At 67.2% G+C, this 21,161-nt stretch carries 21 protein-coding genes and 1 pseudogene; 8 read left to right on the top strand and 14 right to left on the bottom strand.

Annotation, left to right across the window (positions count from 1 at the left end; all coding sequences use genetic code 11):
- The 3 genes and pseudogenes from H5V44_RS14590 to H5V44_RS14580 all read left to right on the top strand — a co-directional run.
- A pseudogene (locus H5V44_RS14590) lies at positions 1–116 on the top strand (IS6 family transposase); the annotation flags it as partial.
- Positions 117–174: 58 nt separating this feature from the next.
- Positions 175–591, top strand: a complete 417-nt coding sequence (sufU, locus tag H5V44_RS14585; protein WP_185193866.1) for a Fe-S cluster assembly sulfur transfer protein SufU — start codon at positions 175–177, stop codon at positions 589–591.
- 721 nt (positions 592–1,312) lie between these two features.
- A complete protein-coding gene (locus H5V44_RS14580) occupies positions 1,313–1,573 on the top strand; it encodes a hypothetical protein (protein WP_185193865.1) in 261 nt (86 codons plus the stop codon).
- Positions 1,574–1,799: 226 nt separating this feature from the next.
- Here H5V44_RS14580 and radA read toward each other — a convergent pair whose 3' ends face one another.
- The 5 genes from radA to htpX all read right to left on the bottom strand — a co-directional run bounded on the left by radA (position 1,800) and on the right by htpX (position 6,617).
- On the bottom strand, positions 1,800–2,831 hold the full coding sequence (gene radA, locus H5V44_RS14575; RefSeq protein ID WP_185193864.1) for a DNA repair and recombination protein RadA: 1,032 nt from the start codon (positions 2,829–2,831) through the stop codon (positions 1,800–1,802).
- Positions 2,832–2,988: 157 nt separating this feature from the next.
- Positions 2,989–4,344 (bottom strand): hypothetical protein, encoded by a 1,356-nt coding sequence (locus tag H5V44_RS14570; RefSeq protein WP_185193863.1) that lies wholly within the window; start codon positions 4,342–4,344, stop codon positions 2,989–2,991.
- A complete protein-coding gene (locus tag H5V44_RS14565; protein WP_185193862.1) occupies positions 4,341–4,991 on the bottom strand; it encodes a twin-arginine translocation signal domain-containing protein in 651 nt (216 codons plus the stop codon). The genes H5V44_RS14570 and H5V44_RS14565 overlap by 4 nt, the downstream gene beginning before the upstream one ends.
- Before the next feature lie 131 nt (positions 4,992–5,122).
- Positions 5,123–5,728: a PspA-associated protein PspAB gene (gene pspAB, locus H5V44_RS14560; RefSeq protein WP_185193861.1), complete on the bottom strand. Its 606-nt coding sequence runs from the start codon at positions 5,726–5,728 to the stop codon at positions 5,123–5,125.
- A 19-nt stretch (positions 5,729–5,747) separates the two neighbouring features.
- A complete protein-coding gene (gene htpX / locus H5V44_RS14555; RefSeq protein ID WP_185193860.1) occupies positions 5,748–6,617 on the bottom strand; it encodes a zinc metalloprotease HtpX in 870 nt (289 codons plus the stop codon).
- A 101-nt stretch (positions 6,618–6,718) separates the two neighbouring features.
- On the opposite strand from htpX, the gene H5V44_RS14550 reads away from it, so the two are divergent.
- Positions 6,719–7,855: a 60S ribosomal export protein NMD3 gene (locus H5V44_RS14550; RefSeq protein WP_185193859.1), complete on the top strand. Its 1,137-nt coding sequence runs from the start codon at positions 6,719–6,721 to the stop codon at positions 7,853–7,855.
- A 459-nt stretch (positions 7,856–8,314) separates the two neighbouring features.
- On the opposite strand, the gene H5V44_RS14545 is transcribed toward H5V44_RS14550, so the two are convergent.
- From H5V44_RS14545 to H5V44_RS14515, 7 genes are all read right to left on the bottom strand, one after another.
- Complete coding sequence (locus H5V44_RS14545; protein ID WP_185193858.1) at positions 8,315–8,500, bottom strand: hypothetical protein; 186 nt, start codon at positions 8,498–8,500, stop codon at positions 8,315–8,317.
- A gap of 58 nt (positions 8,501–8,558) precedes the next feature.
- Positions 8,559–8,741 carry a DUF7557 family protein gene (locus H5V44_RS14540; RefSeq protein WP_185193857.1) on the bottom strand — a complete coding sequence of 61 codons (183 nt, stop codon included), beginning with the start codon at positions 8,739–8,741 and terminating at the stop codon, positions 8,559–8,561.
- Positions 8,742–8,892: 151 nt separating this feature from the next.
- A complete protein-coding gene (locus H5V44_RS14535; RefSeq protein ID WP_185193856.1) occupies positions 8,893–10,728 on the bottom strand; it encodes a helicase C-terminal domain-containing protein in 1,836 nt (611 codons plus the stop codon).
- Between the two features lie 87 nt (positions 10,729–10,815).
- Positions 10,816–11,019, bottom strand: a complete 204-nt coding sequence (locus tag H5V44_RS14530) for a DUF7561 family protein (RefSeq protein ID WP_185193855.1) — start codon at positions 11,017–11,019, stop codon at positions 10,816–10,818.
- 69 nt (positions 11,020–11,088) lie between these two features.
- On the bottom strand, positions 11,089–11,976 hold the full coding sequence (locus H5V44_RS14525) for an ABC transporter permease (RefSeq protein WP_185193854.1): 888 nt from the start codon (positions 11,974–11,976) through the stop codon (positions 11,089–11,091).
- A complete protein-coding gene (locus H5V44_RS14520; RefSeq protein ID WP_394354552.1) occupies positions 11,973–12,995 on the bottom strand; it encodes an ABC transporter ATP-binding protein in 1,023 nt (340 codons plus the stop codon). The genes H5V44_RS14525 and H5V44_RS14520 overlap by 4 nt, the downstream gene beginning before the upstream one ends.
- Positions 12,996–13,336: 341 nt before the next feature.
- Positions 13,337–15,148, bottom strand: a complete 1,812-nt coding sequence (locus H5V44_RS14515) for a vanadium-dependent haloperoxidase (protein ID WP_185193852.1) — start codon at positions 15,146–15,148, stop codon at positions 13,337–13,339.
- Positions 15,149–15,625: 477 nt separating this feature from the next.
- On the opposite strand from H5V44_RS14515, the gene H5V44_RS14510 reads away from it, so the two are divergent.
- Entirely contained in the window at positions 15,626–16,618 is a 993-nt protein-coding gene (locus tag H5V44_RS14510; protein WP_185193851.1) for a DUF5784 family protein, read from the top strand.
- Positions 16,619–16,654: 36 nt separating this feature from the next.
- On the opposite strand, the gene H5V44_RS14505 is transcribed toward H5V44_RS14510, so the two are convergent.
- Positions 16,655–16,939 (bottom strand): DUF5789 family protein, encoded by a 285-nt coding sequence (locus H5V44_RS14505; protein WP_185193850.1) that lies wholly within the window; start codon positions 16,937–16,939, stop codon positions 16,655–16,657.
- Between the two features lie 156 nt (positions 16,940–17,095).
- On the opposite strand from H5V44_RS14505, the gene H5V44_RS14500 reads away from it, so the two are divergent.
- Positions 17,096–17,944, top strand: coding sequence for a PHP domain-containing protein (locus H5V44_RS14500; protein ID WP_185193849.1), 849 nt, complete (start codon positions 17,096–17,098; stop codon positions 17,942–17,944).
- 43 nt (positions 17,945–17,987) lie between these two features.
- Positions 17,988–18,152, top strand: coding sequence for a DUF6757 family protein (locus H5V44_RS14495; RefSeq protein WP_185193848.1), 165 nt, complete (start codon positions 17,988–17,990; stop codon positions 18,150–18,152).
- A 268-nt stretch (positions 18,153–18,420) separates the two neighbouring features.
- On the opposite strand, the gene thsA is transcribed toward H5V44_RS14495, so the two are convergent.
- A complete protein-coding gene (thsA, locus tag H5V44_RS14490) occupies positions 18,421–20,079 on the bottom strand; it encodes a thermosome subunit alpha (RefSeq protein WP_185193877.1) in 1,659 nt (552 codons plus the stop codon).
- A 352-nt stretch (positions 20,080–20,431) separates the two neighbouring features.
- Here thsA and H5V44_RS14485 point away from each other — a divergent pair, with 352 nt between their 5' ends.
- Positions 20,432–21,148: an alpha/beta fold hydrolase gene (locus H5V44_RS14485; RefSeq protein WP_185193847.1), complete on the top strand. Its 717-nt coding sequence runs from the start codon at positions 20,432–20,434 to the stop codon at positions 21,146–21,148.
- The last annotated feature ends 13 nt before the right edge of the window (positions 21,149–21,161 follow it).

Below are 21,161 nucleotides of genomic sequence, written 5' to 3'. Positions count from 1 at the left end.
GAGAAGTAAAACGACGAACCTCTTCATTTTCAAATACGTTCAGTCACGTGGAGCCGACGACAGCAGAATCCTGGCTCCAAGCCCTCGCTGTCTGGTGGAATCGATGCCAAAGTTAACGCGACCCTCGATTGCGGCGGAACGCTTTTGCGACGGACTGACTTATTGCCGACAGCTATGGGAATGGGCTCGGACATGTATCGGCAGCAGATCCTGGATCACTACAAGAACCCCCGAAACAAGGGGGAGATGCAGGATCCGGACTTCTCACACACCGGCGAGAACCCCTCCTGCGGCGACACGATCACGGTGAACGTCAGCCTGGCGGACGACGACGAGACGATCGAGTACGTCACGTTCACCGGCGACGGGTGTGCGATCAGCCAGGCCTCGGCGAGTATGCTCTCCGAGCGGCTGCAGGGGATGACGCTGTCGGAACTCGAAGCGATGGGCACCGACGACATCACCGAGATGCTGGGCGTCGACATCTCCCCGATGCGGATCAAATGCGCCGTCCTCGCCCGGCAGGTCACGCAGGACGGCGCAAAGATCCACGAGGGCGAGGAGATCGACCGGACGACGACCGAGGACTAACCACCTTTTTACTTCGTCGGGTGCGCTGGCGCGCACCCTCTTCGCGGGCGACTGGCGAGTCGCCCGCGAAGAAGTGAGACGGCGAAGCCGTCTCGCCCTCCTCGCAAAAAGCTGGGTCAAAAAGAACCCGCTCGCTCGGCCTGCGGCCTCGCTCACGGTGGATTGTGCTTGTTGAGTCTCTTTTCCATATCATAGGAGCCTGTAGTTCTCCGGGGCAAGGACGCCGTGTTTCTCACGGATGCCTACGTTATTTTCAGCTGTTTCGCTGTGAATTAGCTGTTCGATACGTGTGCGTACCGACCTTTTGCTGCGGTCGCTCGCTTCGTCGCCGGGCTTCGCCCGGCTGCCAGCGGGACCTCCGGTCCCGCCCTGCTCGCTCCCTGGCAAAAGCTTGGCCAAAAGCCTACGTCAGGGGCTTTGCCCCTTCCTCGGCCCGCTCGCTCACTGCGTTCGCTCGCGGTCGGTAGTTCACCTGTCTTGAGCGATTCGCCATACCATCGTTTCGGGGAATGGCGGTGACCGATACGTGCCCTCTATTCAGCAGAGCCTCTTCCACCTGCTCGGTGTCTGTCAGTACCGGCGTGACCGATACAGAGATTGTATGCAGCAGTTGGTCGTCGTTTATTTCGCCTCGACAGCAACGAAATAGCCGTGAGATGAACGCGCGAACTTAGCAAAACGAGTGACAAAGCCTATCCAAGTATCCTTTCAACAGTTCTGTATGATTGAGCGGCAAGAACGGAACATACGGCGAGACGGTGCCCTCTTTCTGCTCGGCTTCGCTGGTATCATTTTCGTTGAGGTTGTCGCATCATCAGGGCCGGTCGGAAGTGAGACAACAGCAGTTCATAACATCCTCTTCGGTTGCTCAATCGGAATAATGCTCTCCGGTATTTTTCGTGCGACCACCAAGGAAGCCGTTTACTCAACGCTCGCGCTGGGGGCCGGTTTTGCTCTTGGTGCTGTTATTGACCTTTTGTAAGCCGGGTCTCTGGAACCCGTCGTAAATGGTTCACCAGTCTTGAGCATCCACGAGCGGAGCGAGCGGTTCACGCCGACGAACGGCCGAAGTCCCCGTAAGCCGAAGGCGAACGGGGGCACAAAAGAGCTTGCTCTTCTGGAGGCCGTGAGTCGGCGCATTTTTTGATCCAGCTTTTTGCAAGGAGCGGTCGCGCGGAGCGCGACCCGACGCAGCAAAAAGGTGGATTCTATTCCGGCTTCAGCCCCTCGTCCTGGACGCGCATCACGGCCTCGCCGTCAGCGAGATTGGGCGCGTCGACCAGCCGGACGATCCGCTTGTCGCCCTTCGACTTCCGGAGGTACATCCGGAACGTCGAAGTGTGACCCAGGATGTTGCCGCCGATCGGCTGGGTCGGGTCGCCGAAGTACGAGTCGGGGTTGGAGGCGACCTGGTTCGTAACGAGGACGGCGGTGTTGTAGAGGTCGCCGATCCGCATCAGGTCGTGGAGGTGTTTGTTGAGCTTCTGCTGGCGTTCGGCGAGTTCGCCGCGGCCGACGTACTCCGCGCGGAAGTGAGCGGTCAGCGAGTCCACACAGAGCAGCCGGATCGGGAACTCCGCGTCCTCGTTGTCCTTGGCGAGTTCCTTTGCCTTCTCCGCCAGCAGGATCTGGTGATTTGAGTTGAACGCCTTCGCGACGTGGATGTGTTCGAGGAAGCTGTCCAGAAGCGCCTTCATCGTCTCGTCGTCGCCGGGCGTGCCTTCGATCCCGCGGCGCTCCAGTATGCCCTCGATGATCTCGTCGTCGAGCCCGCGGATCATATCGTCGATCCGTTCGGGCCGGAAGGTGTCTTCGGAGTCGATGAAGATACAGCCGCCGCCGAGGCCGCCGTGCTCCGGCGGGAGCTGGACGTTGACCGCCATCTGGTGGGTCACCTGCGACTTCCCCGCGCCGAACTCGCCGTACACCTCCGTGATCGACTGGGTCTCGATTCCGCCGCCCAGCAGGTCGTCGACCTCCGGGATCAGCCACGAGAGCTTGCCGATCTCCTCGCGGCGTTCCAGAACGGTCGAGCCGGTCTCGAACCCGCCGACGTCGGCGGCGTCGCGGGCGGCGTTGATGATGTCCGCAGCGGTCGACTCCCCCACGTCGGCGGTGTTCGACATCTCCCCTGGGCTCGCGACGGCGATCGCCTGGTAGCTCTCGAACCCCGCTTCGGTTAGCTTGTCTGCGGTAGCTGGACCGACGCCGGGCAGGCTCTCGAGATCGTCTTGTGGCATCGTATGCGATCTTGGGTCCCATCCGTACATAAACCCTCGTTAACAGCGAGGTGGAAGTAAAGCCGCGGGACGGGAGCGCCGGGGCGGAAGGGCGCCGACGAGGATTCAAACGTGAAGGCGCACAGCCGCCGCGGGTCCGCCGGCTACGGAGGGACGGTCACTCGGCGTCCCGGAGCACCGTCGTCACCTCGGCCGCCGTCTCCGGGGGGACGCGGCAGACGGCCGTGACGGTGACGTACCGCATCGCGTCGAAGGAGACCGACTCAACCCGGACGCTGCCGGAGCCGCGGTCGAACCGGTCGTCGATCCACTCGATCTGGCGGGCGAACTCGGGGAGGATCGCGTCGACCACCAGTTCGCCCCCACCTGCGTCCTGTGCCGTCTCGACGGCCGCGATCGCGTCCGAGCGGAGCGTTTCCACGTCCGTTGCGGACGCGATCGCGACGTCGTCGCCGCCCTCGATCCGCTCGCGGAGCCGCCGGACCGCACGGATCCGGAGGAGCGTTCCGATCGCGTCCATCACGTCGTCGGCGAGGCTGGGGGCGTCCTCGTCGGTCCGGGCGTCCTCGATCCGGAACCGGACGTCCGAACCCAACTCCGCGAGCGCGTGGACGCCAGCCGTGGCGTCGACGTCGCGGTCGACGAGTGTAGTCGGGTCGTCGACCTGCTCCGGCGGCATCGAGTCGCTTCGCCGGTCGATCCGCTCCCTGAACGTTCCGTGGGCGGCGGCGAGCCGGTCGCGGAGGTTTCCGTCGTCGTCGAGTCGCTGCCGGTACCGGTCGAAGAGGTACGATCCGACGGCGAGACCGGCGCGGGCGCGCTCGATGTCGGCCGCGACCTCCGCCAGCGCGAGGGACTGCCCGGCTACGGACTCCAGTTCCCGGTCGGGGTTCGACAGCCAGTTTCGTGTGGCGCGGATCTCCCGGTCGAGTTCCGCGTGGACGACCGCCGCGCGGACCGGGTCGCTGCCGACGTAGGACCGGCGCCGGGCGAACGCGTCGACCTCGTCGCGGACACCCGGGATCGACTCCCGGAGGTCCGCAACGGTTAGCGTCGATTCGATCGCGTCCCACGCGGCGGCGACCTCGTGGGCGCTGGTCCGGGCGTGGGTGGCGTGATCGAGGCGTTCGTAGACGGTCGGTGCGCCCGAAGCGTCCCGGATCGACCGCAACGCGTGGTCGTACTCGTCGTTCAGCCGCTCCCGGATCACGCCGTTCGGGATCGTCCCCTCGTCGAACGGCGCAGGGGTCGCGTCGAGTTTCGACCGCGCGACGTCGCGTTGCCCCTCGATAAAGGACTGTTCGATGTCGACCGGGAGCGTCTCGGGGACCGTCGGCGTCTCCCCGCGGGTCGCCTCCGACAGCGCCGCGGCGTCGATCGTCGCCGGGCCGCCGCCGGGCAGCCGTTCGGGGAGCCGACCGCCACACCCAGCGAGGCCGGCCAGCACCGCCGTCCCCGACAGCGACAGCACCTCGCGGCGCGTGAGCCCCGAGTCGTCGGCGTCGCGGGTCACGACCCTCCCTCCGTCGAGCGGTTCGACCCGTCCGCCGGCGACGTCCGGCACCGACCGCTGCCGCCGCGCGAACTGAATCTGCTCACCTGCCCGGGGTCGAGCGCGACCGGCAACCGGATCAGGTGGGTCACGCCGACCCTGGCGTCGGCCGAACACGCCACGTCGGCGTCGCGGAGCACCCGCGCGTAGCTGGTCTCGACCCGCTCGGTCGTCCACCGGACCCAACACAGCCGCCGGTCGTAACACTCGCCGACGACGTGGCCCTCGACGTACACCGTCTCCGCGTCGAAGTCGGTGTCCGCGAGGAACTGCCGGGCGGCCCCGGCGCCGTCGACGTCCGCGACCGACACCGACGCCGCGGTCCCCCTGTCGGCGATCAGGCTGTGGCGCCACTCGTCGATCCGGGCTTCCGAGTCGGTCTCCGTGTCGTCGTCCTCCCGAAGCACGGCCTCGTCGGGTGCGGTACGCAGGACGACCGTAGCCGGATCGGTGAGGGCGTCCTCGGGCGGTTCGGGGTCCGGTCGACTGACAGCCGTTCCCGACGATTCGGCGGTGCCGCCGCAGCCGGCGACGGCGCCGACGCCCGCGAGCGCGGCGGCCGAGCGGAGGAACTGGCGTCTGGTCGGGCGGGGCGTACTGGAGGGCATCGGCTCCCGGCTACCGCCGGCGGCGGTAAATACTTCCCGGGAGCGGGCCGGTCACGGTGGTTGCGGACGCGCGGGCTCACACCGGCGCCCCCGTCGGGTCCGTTACTCGGAGGGGCCGCCGGCGGCGCCCGCTACTCCCAGGGGTGGCCGCCGGCGGTGTCGGGCCACATCGGATACCAGTAGGACTCGTCGTCCTCGACGTCGAGTTCGCCGTCGAGCACCGACTGGAGTTTGAACTCGACGTCGTTGGCCCGCTCCTTGCCGCGCCGGGGCGCGAAGGGGTAGTACGCCCCCCGGCGAAACGAGTAGATCCAGTAGGCGCGGTCGCCGTCGGCCTCGAAGCCGAACACCGCCGCGAGCAGCCGGGAGCCGTACCCGCGCTCTCCGAACTCGTCGGCCGCGAAGTGGATCGAGGTGACCAGGTCCTCGGGGTCGTCGTCGCGGAGGACCACCCACTCCCACCCGTGGCTGTCCTCGCGGACGTCGAAGGTGGTCCCGGTCTCCTCCTCGCCGGCGCCCAGGATGGCCTCAACGTCCGCGACCGTTTCGGAGAAGTCGGTGCTGTCGACGCCGGAGAAACACAGCGCCGCAGCGTCGACCGACTCGTAGCCGAGGTCGGCCTCCATCGTGACGTAGGCGGTGCTCATCCCGAAGAGGTCCTCGGGGTCGGCGTCGCGGGTCGCGTCCGCCTCCGCGCTGGTGCCGAGCACCGCGCGGATCGTGTCGAAGATGCCCATCAGAGACCCCCACGCATCGTCACCGCGTCTCCATCTCGCGTTCGAGGTCGCGCAGCTTTTCGACGCGCTTCTCGGTCGACGGGTGGGTGCTGAACAGTTTGGTGATGGCGTTGCCCTTCGCCGGGAGAATGAAGAACGCGTTCATCTCCGCCTGCTCGCGGAGGTCCTCCTTCGGAACGCGGTCCATCCGGCCGTCGATAGTCAGGAGTGCCGACGCGAGCGCCGAGGGCTGGCCGGTGATGAGCGCGCCGCCGCGATCCGCGGCGAACTCCCGGTACCGCGAGAGCGCCCGGATCAGCAAGAAGGAGACGATCCACACGACCAGCGACGCCACGATCGCGACGATGATCCCGCCGCCCTGACGGTTCCGGCCGCCGCCACCGAACCAGAAGCCCATCCGAACGATCATGAACGCGACCGTCGAGAGGAACGACGCGATAGTCATCACCATCACGTCGCGGTTCTTCACGTGGGCGAGTTCGTGGGCGAGCACGCCCTCCAGTTCGTCGCGGTCGAGGGTGCGGAGGAGTTCGGTTGTCACACACACGGTGGCGCTCTTCTGTGACCGCCCGGCCGCGAAGGCGTTCGGCACGCGGGAGTCGGCGACCGCGACCGTGGGCTTCGGGAGGTCCGCCTGCTGGCTGAGCCGCGACACCGTCGCGTGAAGCTCCGGGTACTCCTCCGCCGAGACCTCCTTTGCGCCCATACTGTAGAGCGCGAGCCGGTCGCTGAAGAGGAACTGCACCAGGACGAACGCGCCCATAAGCGGCAGGAAGACGACCGAGTTGGTCCGGAACAGCACCCCCACGAAGACCAGATAGAGGGCGAAAAGCAGGAACATCGTGAGGACCATCCGACCGCGGAGTCCCCAGTCGGGTTTCCATTTCATACGTGAAGATACGGGTCGCGGCGTATAAACGGTGTTGGCGCGGCCGCGGCGCGGACGGTTGGTTCGTCGCGCTTAACCGGCCCTGTCGCCTACGGCGGCCAATGAGTTCCGGAACGTTCTGTCCGCGGTGCGGCGATCCGGTCCCGGCCCGCTCGGAGCCGCGGCCGGGCGAACCCCGGGAACGGGACGCCGTGCTGTGTGACGACTGCTACTTCGAGGACTTCGACCTGGTCGACGCCCCAGAGCGGCTCGAAGTCCGGGTGTGTTCGCGGTGCGGCGCGGTCCACGAGGGCAACCGGTGGGTCGACATCGATGCCGAGGACTACACCGACGTCGCCGTCGATCGGGTGACCGACGCGCTCGGCGTCCACCTCAAAGCCGAGGAGGTTCGGTGGGGCGTCGAGCCCGAGCAGGTCGACGAGAACACCATCCGGATGCACTGTACGTTCAGCGGGATCGTCCGCGACACGTATCGCGAGGAACGCGTGACGGTCCCGGTCCACATCGCCAAGCAGACCTGCGACCGTTGCGGGCGGATCGCGGGCGGCTACTACGCCAGCATCGTCCAGCTTCGGGCGCGCGAGCGGGTCCCGACCGCCGGGGAGGAGTCACGCGCGGTCGAGATCGCGGAGTCGTACATCGCAGAGCGGGAGGCCACCGGCGACCGCAACGCGTTCATCACCGAAACGCTCGACGTCGACGACGGCATCGACATCAAGATCTCCACCAACCAGATGGGCGCCGGCGTCGCAAAGCGGATCGTCCGCGAACTCGGCGGGTCCGTTGAGGAGTACCCCACCCTGGTGACCGAGGACGGCGACGGCAACGAGGTCTACCGGGTGACCTACGCGGTCCGGCTCCCGGAGTTCAGCCCCGGCGACGTGATCGACCCCGAGGACGGCGACGGCCCGGTCCTGGTCCGGAGCGTCCGCGGGAACCTCAAAGGGGTCCGACTCGCCACCGGCGACCCCTACGAGGCCGCCTTCGAGGAGGGCGAGGCGCCCGACGCCCGGAAACTCGGGACCGTCGAGGACGCCGTCGACACCACAGTCGTCGCCGTCGAGGACGAGTACGCGATCCAGGTGCTCGACCCCGACACCTACGAGTCGACGACGATCGCCCGCCCCTCCTACGTCGATCCCGACGCCGATTCCGTGCCGGTGTTGTCGAGTCGCGCGGGGCTTCATATCCTCCCGGCCGACGCCGTCGACCGCGACGACGCGGACGCAGGAGACTGACCGTCGCCAGTCGAAAGAATTGAATCGGCCGGCCGCGTACCGGAGTGTATGGACCGACAGCAGGTGCTCGCGATCATCCTCGTGATTCTGATGCTCGGGTCGTCGGTCGCGTACGGGGCGGCGCTGATTCTGTAGATCGGGTTATGGGTCCAACGCATAGTGGTCGACCTCTAACACATCGCAGCCGGGGAGCTGCCGAATCCGTTTCACCAAGTCTCCGTCATCGGTCACGATCGGTTCGTCGAACTCGAGTGCCGTCGTAGCCGGTATCGCATCTGCCATTCCGACACCGACGTCGTTCCGATCAGACGACTGCGCTTCGCCTTCGATTTCCCCGGCTCGTTTCGCTATCGGTTCGGTGAGATCACCTGCGGGAGTCCGCCTATAGTAGCGTTTGCAGGTCTTCGCTCGCTCGATCGCACGACGGCGTGCGATCGGATGTGCAACCAGTTGCAAACCCTACTCGAACTTCTCACGGTTGTGCTCCGTCGCGGTTCCCTTTCCGATCGCCACCCACAGTTCCGTGATAACGATCCGGGGGACTCTCCGAGGTTTTCCCGACCGTTCGATCTCTCGAGCCTTCTCGATCGCTTCCGATCGGTCGTTGTCGATGTCGATGAGAACGTTGGTGTCGAGGGCAACCACTCCGATCGCGTCTCCGGGAGTTCCTCGATACCCCTCTGGTCGCCACGAGCGGTCCGTTTCAGTGCGTCCTTCTGTTCTTCGGCACGTTCAGCGTCGTACTCCCCGCTCTCCTCGGCGATATCAGGGAGCGATACGTCTCGATCAGTCGCGCGACGGCGTCGGAGAACGTCTCATCATCCCGCTTGTAGGCCCTCACGCGCTCGTACACCTCCTCGTCCAGACGCACGCTCTTCGTCCCCATACGTATACGTCCGTAGACGATCGACACTCCGTAAATCGATCGGGAACTCGTCAACCGGATCAGTCCACCGGAATTCGGTATGTTCGGCTTCGATAGCGTTCTCGAAATCGGGGCGGTCCGAAGACGAAAGCTAGAGTGTGTCCACACCCGGTTACCCGTCGCCCCACACGTCCGAGAGGGGGTGGTCGGCGCCGCTGCCGAGGCCGGTATCGTCGGATCCGTCCGGATCGGCGGCGGCTCCGCCCGATCCGGTAGTCCCGCTCGGGTGCGAGCCACCACCCGAGTCGCGCCCGGTTCCGGCCGTCGATCCCGACGACCCGCGCGTCCGCCCCGACGCGGCGTCGGCGGCCGCCTCGAAGTCCGGCAGATCCGGGACCGAAAGCCGGTCGACCTGCTCGCGGAACCACGTCGGCATCTCCCCGCGGGTGCGATCGAACAGATCCAAAAGCGACGAATCCGCCAGATACGTCGCCCCGTGGTCGTCGGGCGACCGGACGACCCGGCCGCAGGCCTGGATGACAGTCCGGAGCGCGGTCCGGTGGTACCACGACCACTGCCCCTCCTCGAGCCGGCGGGCGACCCGTGAGTCGTTGGTGTTGAGGTAGGGCGCCTTACAGAGCACCTGCCACCGACACAGGTCGCCCGCCAGGTCCAGCGCCTCCTCCATCTTCACCGACAGGAAGACGTCGGGGTCGTCGGTGGCCTTCCAGGCTTCCAGGGCCGCGTCGCGGTCCTCGCGGTCGTGGGCGCGGACGCGACCCCCCAGCCCGAACCGGGCGAGTCGCCGCCGGAGCTCCGATTGGATCGCATAGGAGTGACAGTGGACGAGTCCCTTCTCGGATGGGTGGGCCGCGGCGATCCGGACCAGCACCCTCGCCACCTTCGGGAGCGTCTCCTCGCGCTCCTCGTAGGTCATCTTCCCGCGGGTCACGTCGTACAGCGGCCGGTTTGCGACGGGGAAGGTGTGCTCGACGTCGACCAGGGCGACGTTCGAGGGGTCGAGGCCGACGCCGCGGCAGAACGCCTCCTTGTTCAGGATCGTCGCCGACAGCAGCGCGAACGCGTTCCCGCGATCCCACACGGTGTGATGGAGGTATCGTGCGGGATCCAGCGGCTTGATCGTGATCGGGCCGCCCTCGCCGTCGGGCTGGTCGACGACCCACGTGGTCGGGCTCTCGGGGTCGCGAGCGTCGGCGACGAACCAAGTGAGCTCCGAGCGGAGCTCCTGGAGGCGGTCCCGGCGGGCGGCCTCCTCGGGCGAGAGTTCGGGCGTTCCGGTCAGGTCGTCGCTCGCTCGTTTGCAGACGCCTTCCAGGGTCTCGGCGAACCGGATCGTCCGCTCGACGGGGTCGTCGTCGGCGGCGGTCACGTCCGGGATCCCCACCTCGTCCCAGACCGGGACCGTTTGCGGAGCGAGTTCGACGGTCGCGTACATCTCCGCCCACTCGGCGAGGCCGTGGGCCTCGTCGATCACCACGACGTCGCGCTTCCGGAACACCTCCGAGCCCGCGGTCTGCATGAAGTACGCGAGCGTCATCGCCGCGATCGCGCGGTTCGACGCGATCGACCGATCCGAGAAGTACGGACACCGGTGACGGACCGAGCAATCGAACCCCGCCCGTCGGGCGCAGGGCGCACGGTCGACTGGCGTGTCTGTCTCGCCGTTCAGGATGCAGGTGTAGTTGGACTTGCCGCGGATGACGTTGAGGTCGTCGAGCAGCGGGTCGGTGGCGACGTCGTCGAGTTGAGAGACCTGCGGCGTGGTGTAGTACGCCCCGGTCGCGTCGGCGGGCGCGACCTCCTCGGTCGTCGCCGCCGCGCCCGCGATGGCCCGCGCGAGGAGGGACTTGCCGGTCCCGGTCGGCGCGCGCACGAGAACGACGTTGTTGCCCGCAGCGAAGGCGTCGCGGATGTCGGCGAGCGCCCGCTTCTGGCGGCCGCGGAACTGGGGGGCGGGGAACGACTCGGGGATCAGGTCCGGGTCCACACGGCTTTCTCCGCCGTACCCGGATAAAAAGCTTCAGACGGCGGGCGACGGAGCGTCCACCGAGGTCCGGAGACCGCGGCCGACGCGCTACAGCGACTCGACGTCCTCGCTTGTCACCGCCCGGCCGTCGGGCAGCCGGGCGATGCAGTCGTGACACAGGAAGTACTCCCCGCCGTCGTCGAGTTCCAGCGTCATCCCGCCGGAGGAGCCGGCCTCGAACGACCAGAAGTCGCCGATCCCGCCGGCGATCCGGACCGACTCCCCGCAGCCCTCGCAGGGTTGGCTCGTCATAGGTGCTTGAGGCGGCCGAGCGTGAAACCTCCTCCGGGTCGGTGGCGGAAGTGCTCCCGCGCCGCGGCGTCACCGCACGTCGGAACTCGACGCTCGGGCCAGCAGGGAGACCGCGACGCCGCCGAAGACGACCGCGAGACCGATCAAGACGAGCACGCCGGGGACGACCCCGTCGAGGGTCCCGTCGAACCACGCGACCTCGATCACCGTCATCACGTCCCGGTCGATCATCAGCGACCGCGCCGCGTCGACGCCGTAGGTGACGGGGTTGACCCGGGCGAACGTCCGGATCCACCCCGGAAGCGAAGCGAGAGGGAGAAAGGCGCTCGACAGGAACAGAAGCGGGAACTGCAGCAGGTTCGCCCCGATGATCGTCGACTCCTGGTCCCGGGTGACGATCGCCAGGGCGTTCGAGAACGCCACGAACCACAGCGAAAAGAGGACGCCGACGGCGACGATCCCGACCGCGCCGACGACGCCGGTGGCGATCTCGGCGCCGAGCAGCGTCCCGAGCCCGAGGATGATCGTGATCTGGATCGCGATCCGGAACACCTCCGCTGCGGTCTTGCCGGTGAAGACGGCCGTGCGGTTCATCGGCGTGACGAGCACCTTCTCGAACATCCCGTTCTCGATGTCGTTGACCAGCCCGACGCCCGAGGTGATCGCTGCGGCGAGGGCAACCTGGATCGCGATCGCGGGCACCAGATACGTCTCGTAGGTGATCCCCGGGATTCCCCGGTTGACGGCCCCGCCGGCCACCCGCCCGAACACCTCGGTGAACAACACGAGGAAGATGATCGGCTGGACGAGCGAGACGACGAGAACGAACGGGTTGCGGACGGCCTTCAGGTTCCACCGCTTGAAGTTCACCCACACGTCCCCGGCGAAGGTGTTGCCGGAGCGGCCGCCGGCCGGTGCCGTCGCGTCCGCGACGCGCTCGGCGTCGGAAGCGGTCACCGCGACACCTCCGGGGAGGCGCCGTCGTGCCCCTCGCTGCCGCCACCGTCGACACCGTACCCGGAGCGCCCGTCACCGTCGGCGTCGAGTTCCTCCCCGGTGATCGCGAGGAACACGTCGTCGAGCGTCGGCGCCCGGATGTTGAACCCGGTCACGGTCAGCCCCGCGTCCCGGAGCGCGACCAGCAGGTCGGTCCCGTGCTCCCGGGCGGTTTCCGCGGTCACGCTGATCCCCGCCTCGGATTCGGCGACCGTCGCCGCGGCGAACGCGTCGAACTCCCGGGCGATCGTCGCCGCCCGGTTGCGGGCGTCGGCGCCGCCCTCCAGTTCGACGTCGAGCACCTCGCCGCCGACCTCCCGCTTCAGCTCCGCCGGGCTCCCCGAGGCGACGATCTCGCCGTCTACGATCACCGCCAGCCGGTCGCAGAGCTGATCGGCCTCCTCGAGGTACTGCGTCGTCAGGAAGATGGTGGTCCCGAGGTCGTTGATCCGGCGGAAGTAGTCCCACAGTCGGTTGCGGGCCTTCGGGTCGAGCCCGGTGGTCGGCTCGTCGAGGAAGACCAGCGGCGGCCGGTGGACCAGCGCGGTCGCGGCGTCTAAGCGCTTCTTCATCCCGCCGGAGAACTCGTCGGCGCGCTTGTCCGCCACGTCGGCGAGGTCGACGAGGTCCAGAAGCTCCGCGACCCGGTCGGCCCGCTCGCCCCGCGGAACGCCGTAGGCCTCGCAGGCGAACCGGACGTTCTCCGCGGCGGTGAGTTCGGGGTCGATGCTTGTTTCCTGGGCCATATATCCGATCGACTCCCGGACCTTTCGGGCGTCCGACCGCACGTTGAAGCCGTTGACCCGGACCGTCCCGGCGGTCGGCGACAGGAGCGTTGCGAAGGTCTTGATCGTGGTGGTCTTGCCGGCGCCGTTCGGGCCGAGGAAGCCGAAGAACTCCCCCTCCGGGACGGTCAGGTCGATCCCCTGAACCGCCGCCGTCCCGTCGGCGTAGATCAGTTCGAGGCCCTCGACGTCGATTGCCGCCCGCTCCGCGGTCGCGGGGCGCTCCTGCGTACTGTCCTGTGTAGCCCCGGTCTCGGCCTCGGTCTCGTCGTCGCGTTTGCTCTCGACCTCAGATTCCGGCGATGTCACACCTCCGTTACGCGCCGTACCCAATTATGCTCCCGGCTTCGAGGCTCGGGTGGCGGTGTACGGGTCGGAGCGTCGGGTCCCATCCCGACTGTTCTCGTCTCTTACCGCCGAGCGGCGTCGACGGGGGTGGTGCTCGGCGGTACACGGCGAGAGTGATCATCACCCGGCGGTCACGGCGAAGCGACGGCCATAGGTCACTCTCGGTCCCGTCGGTGCTACCCCTTCGCTTACCCTTTCGACCGGAACAGCGGGGGGTCGAACGCGCCTGCGGGCGACACGCCGTCTGCCGAGACCGTCACCTCCGTGCCGTCGAACGTGGTGAACGTGAACTCGCCACGGGAGCCGTAAGCGCCCGCCGATCGCTGCCGGAGTCGCTCGCTCAGTACCGCCGCGGCGATCCGTTCGCCGACCCGGAGGCCGGCGGTCGTGTCGCTTCGGTAGTGAATCCCCGCCCAACTCCGGGCGTACGACACGTTCGTCGCGAGTTTGTTGATCTCCCCACGGACGGTCAGGCGATCCGCCACGCCGTCAGTCGTAAGCCTGGTCGGATCCTCCGGATCGGGGCGGACCGGGTTTGTTATGACGGCATCGCCGTCGAAGTACGCTTTGAGGATCGTCGCGTTCGATCCCGCGGTGACGGCGTGTCCGCCGGGGTACGAGGGGTGGGTTGGCGACCCGTCGGGGTACGCCTGCGGGAGGAGTGAGGTGCTGATCCTGTCTCTCGTCTCGTTCAGCGCGTCCGAGTCGATCAGGTCTCCGTGGATCGGGTACCGGTCGGCCGCCGGTTGCCCGTCGACCTCGGTCCCGTTCACCACGTGGTACACCCGACCGCCGAACTCCTCGGGCCGGGGGCGGCGGTTGACACGCCACTTGTGATACCACGCGGCGTGTGCGTGGGCCTGTAGAATACCGCCTAGTAGTGACTGATACCCGCTGCGGACGAAGTCGACGAAGCCGTCGGGAACGTTCGGGTCGACCGGCAAGCCGGGGTCGGCCGGTACCGACCCCGGGCCGTCGGCCGACAAGTTCGCCAACGCCAGGTTTTCGGGCGAATCGTCGTCCGGTTCGGTGTTCTGGAGGATCAAGGCGGCGTTCATGTACGGTTGTTGGGAGACGTTCTCCCCCACGTACGTCGCCAGGTCCCGCCCGGTGATCGGGTAGCGTTCGGCGTCCTGCCGGATCCCCGCGTCCGACAGCGAGGGCTCGCCCGGCGTCGTACGGTTGATCCCACCCTGTGGGACCTCGCCGTTCTGAACCGCGAGCCAGTCGTCGTAGTCGATCATATACTCCGTCGGCTCAAGCGGTCGAAACCGCTGCGTTCGACGGACGACGCCACGCTCGAAGTCCTTGTACAGAAACTGGCTCACGTACGGCCCGGTCTGCACTCCCTGGATGGTACCCCGAAACACGGCCCCGGCGTCGGTCGGGCCATCGAAATCGCTCAGTCCCGCGAGTTCCGCGGCGGCTGCAGCGACGTCATCGTCGTCTGCATACGCAGAGAAGGGGACGTCGCGCAGCAGCGCCATCCAGTACAGTTCGACCATCTCGCCCGCCGCCTGCGCGCTGTCAAAGGACGGCGCCGCGGGGGCGTAAATGTCGTTCGGATCTAGCCCGACCATATTGTAGCTGATAGCCGCCTCGGGATTGGTCAGCGGCCGAACGCCGGCCTGCGGGATGGCGTCGAAGTCGCCGCCATCCGCTTCGGACAACGCCGACCGAAGCGCCTCGTAGGCGCCCGCGTCGGGTTCGCCGTTGTCGTCGTGTGGGAGTCCCTTCGAGTACGAGGCGAAGTAATTAACGCTACTGTCGTACGTCGAGTCATCGTCGTTGGTCGGTTGCTCGAATAGGGGCCGTCGCTGGAGCGTTTCGCGGACCGCCTCCCGCCGGCGCTGGGCGGCTCGTTTGCGCCGCTGTGCCGATGATGACTGGCCCGCGTCCTGGCCACTCGCATCACCCTGGTTCTGATTGCTGTCGGCAGTCCGGCTCTTGCCAGAGTGTGTCGTGGCGGCGACGGATCGTCTGGTCCCGATACCCAGCAACGAAACACCGGCACCGAGCGTCTTGAGAACCTTTCGCCGCGCCCGACTCTGGAACCCCTTGCCTGCATACTATCAGTATGTGTGACAGTTTTTGAACCTTTCGGTAAGAACACATTTATTAACTCACGTGAAAACAGTGACTTCGATCAAAACGCGCGGTGGACTGTTCACAGCCGGTAGTGGTTTGATTCGTCGGTACTGCCGACTCGACCCGCTGAGCCTCCGAGTGAGTCGTTTCGGCCAGCGGTGAGTCTGGCCCCGGAAGGTTCTCCAGTGGATGTGCTGGCGGTAGATGCTCGCGTAGTTGCGGTCGTGGTCGTTTCCGCGGTGCCCCCAATGGTGATGCCCGGGAGGCGTGCGTGAACGGTGAGGGATCGCGTCGGCGAGACGTCGCACAACGAGGCCAGTGGCCCGACGTAGCCGACGGCGTCCGACCGTGAGCCCACAGTATAAACCGAAGCGTGCGCTACTACGAGCGTGGCACGCCCACTACGCTTCCGACACGCACCCGGCCGCTGGACCGAGGACCGGGTCGTCGGACAGGTCTACCGCGATCTCGACCGGAACCTCGGCGCGACCCGTCGCCGGCCGTGGTTCCGCCCGCCCGATCGGTACGCGGGCGAGCGATTCGAGATGGACAACGGCGACGTGGCGCTGTTTCTGTGGAACGACACCGAGGCCTACTGGATGGGCAACACCGAAACGCCGGAGGCGCTCTGGCGGACCGACAAGTACGGCTTCGACGACGTCCCCGAGGCGGTCTCGCGGTGGGCGACCCGGGAGCTCACCGCACAGCTCCACGAGGAGAGCCCGTGGCTCGAACCCTACCCCCATCTGTCGTGGTTCTTCCTCCCCGTGTTCCTCTCGAAGGACGGCCGGGAAGCGACGCGGGCGTTCTTCCACGACCACGCCGCGGGCTTTCCCGACGCGACCCGCGATGAGGCCCTCGAGTTCTACGAGTCGTTCCTCCGAACCCGCGTGCTCGACGACTGGCGGGAGGTGATGGCGGGGAAGCTCGGCACCTCCGAACACCTCGATCTCACCCGGATGACCGCGGCGATGGGCGAGTTCAACGTCGGACACCTCCTCGTCGAGGCGGGCTACGGGATCGAACCCGAGATCGAGGTCACGACCGGTCACGCCATCGACTACCGCGCGGAGGGCGGGGACGGGGAGTCGGTGCTGGTGGAGGTCACCCGACCGACCCCGACGCGGAAGCGCCGCGCCGGAACCCCCGTGGCCGCGGTCCGCGACACCGCCGAGACGAAATCGGAGGGCCAACTGGAGGCCCACGGCGGCGGCGTCGTGCTGTTCGTCGACTGCTCGTCGTTCCCCGACGACGAGTGGCAGTCGGTTTTCGCCGAGAAACCGGAGGTCCACCACCGGCCCGCGGTCGTGTTCCGGCTCAGACCGTCCGGCCGGGTGGAGGGGTACACCAGGGGTTCGGTCCCACTCGACGTCGGAGTGTGACTCGCTGCCGTCGAAAAAACTGCGTGGCGGCGTCAGTCAGAACGAGACCTGCTGGGGGCCGTCCTCGCCCATCGCGTAGGCGTCGCGGTCGCTGTAGTACCGACGACCGATGGCCTCGTGACCGAGCCCACACAGGATCGCCGAACGCGCGTCGGCGGCGTTCGTGTACGTTTCGGCGCCCGCACGCTCGAGTACGTCCCCGAGGCGTGCGGTCCCGTTCGGGAGTTCGATCGTCCGATCGCCGTACGCCTCGGTGAGTTCCTCGGTTGTCGCCGGGAACTCGTGGGCATCGATGAGGTAACCGGTTCGGTTCAAGCGCATTGCATCCCTGCGTAGCGACCGAGGGTTCTTAACGGTTTTCCATTACAGTATGGGGTAGAGTACCAAGGCCTCCCCCGACCTTAATTGTCATAATATACCGTACTAACATCCCACACGGCGCAAGGGATTTACTCCGCAACGGCCGAGATCAACCTAGTGAGCCACGACGTATCCGGCCGCGACGACGACGGGCCCGCCGCGGACCTCCACATCCACACCACCGCCTCCGACGGCGTGCTGACGGTCCCGGAACTCCCCGACGCGGCCCGCGCGGCCGGGATCGACGTCGTCGCCGTGACGGATCACGACCGGATCCACCCGGAGCTCGATGCCCCAACCCAGGAAGTCGACGGCGTGACCGTGATCCGGGGGATCGAACTCCGCGTCGACGCCGGGACCCAGCGCCTCGACCTCCTCGGATACGGCGTCACCGAGACCGACGCGCTCGGGACGATGGTCGACCGGATCCAACGGAACCGGAAGGAGCGCGCCGCGGAGATCCTCGCGCGGGTCGAGGACCACGTCGGCGTCGCGGTCGACGCCGAGATCCGCACTGGGATCGGCCGCCCCGGGATCGCCCGCGCGATCGCCGACAGCGACGCGCCGTACGACTACGACGGCGCCTTCGAGCACCTGATCGGGGCCGACTGCCCCTGTTACGTCCCGCGGGAGATCCCGACGTTCGCCGACGGCGCCGACGCCCTCCGGGAGTCGTGTGCGGTCGTCGGCCTGGCCCACCCGTTCCGGTATCCCGACGTCGGGGCGGCGCTCGACTGCGCCCGCGACCTCGACGCCGTCGAGCGGTACTACCCATACAACGGGCGGGACGCCGACCGCGCCGACCCCGAGCGTGTCGACGAGGTCGCCGCCGAATCGAACCTGCTCCGGACCGGCGGCTCCGACGCCCACGATCGGACGCTCGGCGTCGCCGGGCCACCCGCGTCGGCGTTCGACTCCTTCGCCGACCGGCTGGAGACGGATCCGTCGCGCTCTCGACTTCGATAGCCGGGAGCGTAGGCTTAAACCGGAGCGGGAACCAAGATAGAGTATGAAGTGCCACTACTGCGACCGGGAGGCCGCCTACGCCGCCGAGAAGGACGGGATCAAGGTCGGGCTCTGCGAGCGGCACTTCCGGACGCAGGTCGAGTCGCTTGCGGACTCCGAGGAGCTGGCCGCGATCAGGGAACAGATCGACATCGACCGGACCGAGTAGTCGGTCCGCGACCGTTTTATCACGCTAACCGCTTGTATTCCTGAGATACATCGCCGCCCTCGTGCCGCGTCCGGTAGAGTGTCCTCGACAAATCACGGAGCGCTCGACGGCGACGCCGCTGGTCGGTCGGACGCTAAAGAAAGCGAGGGTCGTGCGTTCGGCGAGCGGTTCGGCTGCGGTCGTGGGGGTGAGCGTTTCGTGACCGACGCTTACATCGGCTGCGTCAGGCGACGCCTGACGGCCTATGGAAAGCAGTCTCCGATCGCTTTCACATAGCGCCGCCCATACCGCCCATACCGCCCATACCGCCGCCCATGCCGCCGCCCATACCGCCGCCGGGGGCGCCGGCGTCGTCGCCGTCGTCGTCGCTGCCGCCGCCCTTGAGGTCGCCGGCTGCGATGACGTCGTCGATGCGGAGGATCATCACGGCCGCCTCGGTGGCGGACTCGATGGCCTGCGTCTTGACGCGGAGGGGCTCGACGACGCCGTCGTCCTCCATGTTCACGATCTCGCCGGTGTAGGCGTCCAGCCCCGCGGCGAAGTCGCCGTCGGCGTGCTCCTTCCGGAGGTTGACGAGCGACTCGATGGGGTCGAGACCGGCGTTCTCGGCGAGCGTGCGCGGGATGACGTCCAGCGCCTCGGTGAACGCCTCGATGGCGAGCTGTTCGCGGCCGCCGACGGAGGAGGCGAACTCGCCGAGCTCCATCGAGAGTTCGGTCTCGCTCGCGCCGCCGCCGGGCAGGACGCGACCGTCCTCGAGGGTCGTCTGAACGACGCCAAGCGAGTCGTCGATGGCGCGTTCGAGCTCGTCGACGACGTGGTCGGTGCCGCCGCGGAGGATGAGCGTGACGGACTTGGCGTCCTCGACGTCCTCGACGAAGATGCGCTCGTCGCCGCCGATGTCCTTCTGGGCGACGGAGCCGGCGAAGCCGAGGTCGTCGGCCTCGACGTCGTCGAGCGAACCGACGACGTTCCCGCCGGTGGCGCGGGCGAGCCGCGTCAGATCGGAGGACTTCGCGCGGCGGACCGCGAGGATGCCCTCCTTCGCGAGGTAGTGCTGGGCCATGTCGTCGATGCCGTCACCGACGAAGACGACGTCGGCGCCGACGTCGACGAGCTGGTCGACCATCTCCTTGAGCTGTTTTTCCTCCTGGTCGAGGAACTGCTGGAGCTGGTCGGGGTCGGTGACGTTGACTTCGGCGTCGATCTCGGTCTCGCGGACCTCCAGGGCGCCGTCGAACAGCGCGACGTTGGCGTCCTCGACGCCGAAGGGCATGTTCTCGTGGACGCGCTCTTTGTCCACGATGACGCCCTCGACGAGCTCGGAGTTGTCGATCGAGCCGCCGACGACCTTCTCGACGGAGACGTTGTCGATGTCGATGCCGGCGTCGTCCCTGACCGCCAGCACGGCGTCGACGACGAGTTCCGCGAGCAGGTCCTTCGAGGATTCGGCGCCCTTGCCGGTCATCGCCGTCTCGGCGATCTTGACGAGGGTGTCGCGGTCGTCCTCGGAGACCTCGATGGCGTTCTCCTCGAGGATCTCCTTGGCCTTCTCGGCGGCCTGGCGGTAGCCCTGCGCGATGGTGGTGGCGTGGACGTCCTGGTCGATGAGCTCCTCGGCCTGATCGAGGAGTTCACCGGCGACGACGACGGCCGTCGTGGTCCCGTCGGCGACCTCGTCCTCCTGGGTCTCGGAGACCTCGACGATCATGTTCGCTGCGGGGTGGTCGATGTCCATCTCGCCGAGGATGGTGACGCCGTCGTTCGTGACGACGACGGAGCCGCCGGAGTCGACGAGCATCTTGTCCATTCCTTTCGGACCGAGCGTGGTCCGTACGGATTCCGCGACCGCCTGGCCGGCGGAGATGTTCATCGACTGGGCGTCTTTCCCCTGTGTACGCTGGGAGTCCTCGCCGAGAATGATCATCGGCTGGCCCTCTTGCATTCGTTGAGACATAGTCGCCCGATGATTGTTTGTGATTCTATATAAATGTGTCGTATGTAGTTGCAAAAAACCGCCGGACGGCCCGAACAGACCGTGGGAAGTATACACAAACAAAGCTTTTTATATACCGACTTCGCGTCAGTCGGATCGACCGCCGCGGGCGGCCGGTGGCGTCACCGACAAGGATTATAGTAGCGTTTGCAAGTCTTCGCTCACTCGATCGCACGCGGTCGTGCGATCGGATGTGCAACCAGTTGCAAACGCTACTGTAACTCCGTCTCCGGCGTAGCCCCGGTATGGCAACCGCCCTGCCGACTGACGGAGGCGGGTCGCCGTGAGCACGTTCGTCCTCGTTCACGGCGCCTGGCACGGGGCGTGGTGTTGGCACAAGGTCCTCCCGCGGCTGGAGTCGGCGGGTCACACGGTCGCCGCCCTCGACCTCCCGGCGCACGGCACCGACACCACGCCGGTCGGCGAGGTCACGATGGACGACCACGTCGAACGCGGCGGCGAAGTGCTCGAAGCGCAGTCCGACCCGGCGATCCTGGTCGGCCACAGTACGGGCGGCGCGGTCATCACACAGACCGCGGAGGCGTACACGGACGAGATCGACACCCTCGTCTACCTCACCGGGTTCCTGCTGGACGACGGGGAGGCACTGCTCGAGTACGCCGAGGCCGACGAGGAGTCGGTCGTCACGCAGAGCCTGGTCGTCGACGAGGAAGGTGGGGTTGCGACGGTCGAAGCGGACGCGCTCCGCGAGGCGTTCTACGCCGACTGCGACGACGCCGACGTGACGCTGGCGACCTCGTTACTCCGACCGGAGCCGCTCGCGGGGCTCGTCACGCCGATGCAGACCAGCGACGAGGGCTTCGGCAGCCTCCCCCGCGTGTACATCGGGTGCGAGCAGGACAACGCGATCACGCCGGCGACCCAAGAACGGATGCGGAAACGGCTCCCCTGCGACGATGTCAGGTCGATCGATTCGAGCCACTCGCCGTTCCTGTCGGCGCCCGAGGCGGTCGCGGAACACCTCGACGGGATCGCCTGACTTCGGCCGTTTC

Source organism: Halobellus ruber, assembly GCF_014212355.1.
Taxonomy (GTDB): domain Archaea; phylum Halobacteriota; class Halobacteria; order Halobacteriales; family Haloferacaceae; genus Haloquadratum; species Haloquadratum rubrum.
This window is presented reverse-complemented; position numbering and strand designations above follow the sequence as displayed.

Bases quoted from the DNA above. Each gene is read 5' to 3' on its own strand.
- htpX (WP_185193860.1), bottom strand. From the start codon at position 6,617: ATGAAATGGAAACCCGACTGGGGACTCCGCGGTCGGATGGTCCTCACG.
- H5V44_RS14565 (WP_185193862.1), bottom strand. From the start codon at position 4,991: ATGCCCTCCAGTACGCCCCGCCCGACCAGACGCCAGTTCCTCCGCTCG.
- H5V44_RS14505 (WP_185193850.1), bottom strand. From the start codon at position 16,939: ATGCGCTTGAACCGAACCGGTTACCTCATCGATGCCCACGAGTTCCCG.
- H5V44_RS14530 (WP_185193855.1), bottom strand. From the start codon at position 11,019: ATGACGAGCCAACCCTGCGAGGGCTGCGGGGAGTCGGTCCGGATCGCC.
- pspAB (WP_185193861.1), bottom strand. From the start codon at position 5,728: ATGGGCATCTTCGACACGATCCGCGCGGTGCTCGGCACCAGCGCGGAG.
- radA (WP_185193864.1), bottom strand. From the start codon at position 2,831: ATGCCACAAGACGATCTCGAGAGCCTGCCCGGCGTCGGTCCAGCTACC.
- H5V44_RS14495 (WP_185193848.1), top strand. From the start codon at position 17,988: ATGAAGTGCCACTACTGCGACCGGGAGGCCGCCTACGCCGCCGAGAAG.
- thsA (WP_185193877.1), bottom strand. From the start codon at position 20,079: ATGATCATTCTCGGCGAGGACTCCCAGCGTACACAGGGGAAAGACGCC.
- H5V44_RS14540 (WP_185193857.1), bottom strand. From the start codon at position 8,741: ATGGGGACGAAGAGCGTGCGTCTGGACGAGGAGGTGTACGAGCGCGTG.
- sufU (WP_185193866.1), top strand. From the start codon at position 175: ATGGGAATGGGCTCGGACATGTATCGGCAGCAGATCCTGGATCACTAC.
- H5V44_RS14580 (WP_185193865.1), top strand. From the start codon at position 1,313: ATGATTGAGCGGCAAGAACGGAACATACGGCGAGACGGTGCCCTCTTT.
- H5V44_RS14550 (WP_185193859.1), top strand. From the start codon at position 6,719: ATGAGTTCCGGAACGTTCTGTCCGCGGTGCGGCGATCCGGTCCCGGCC.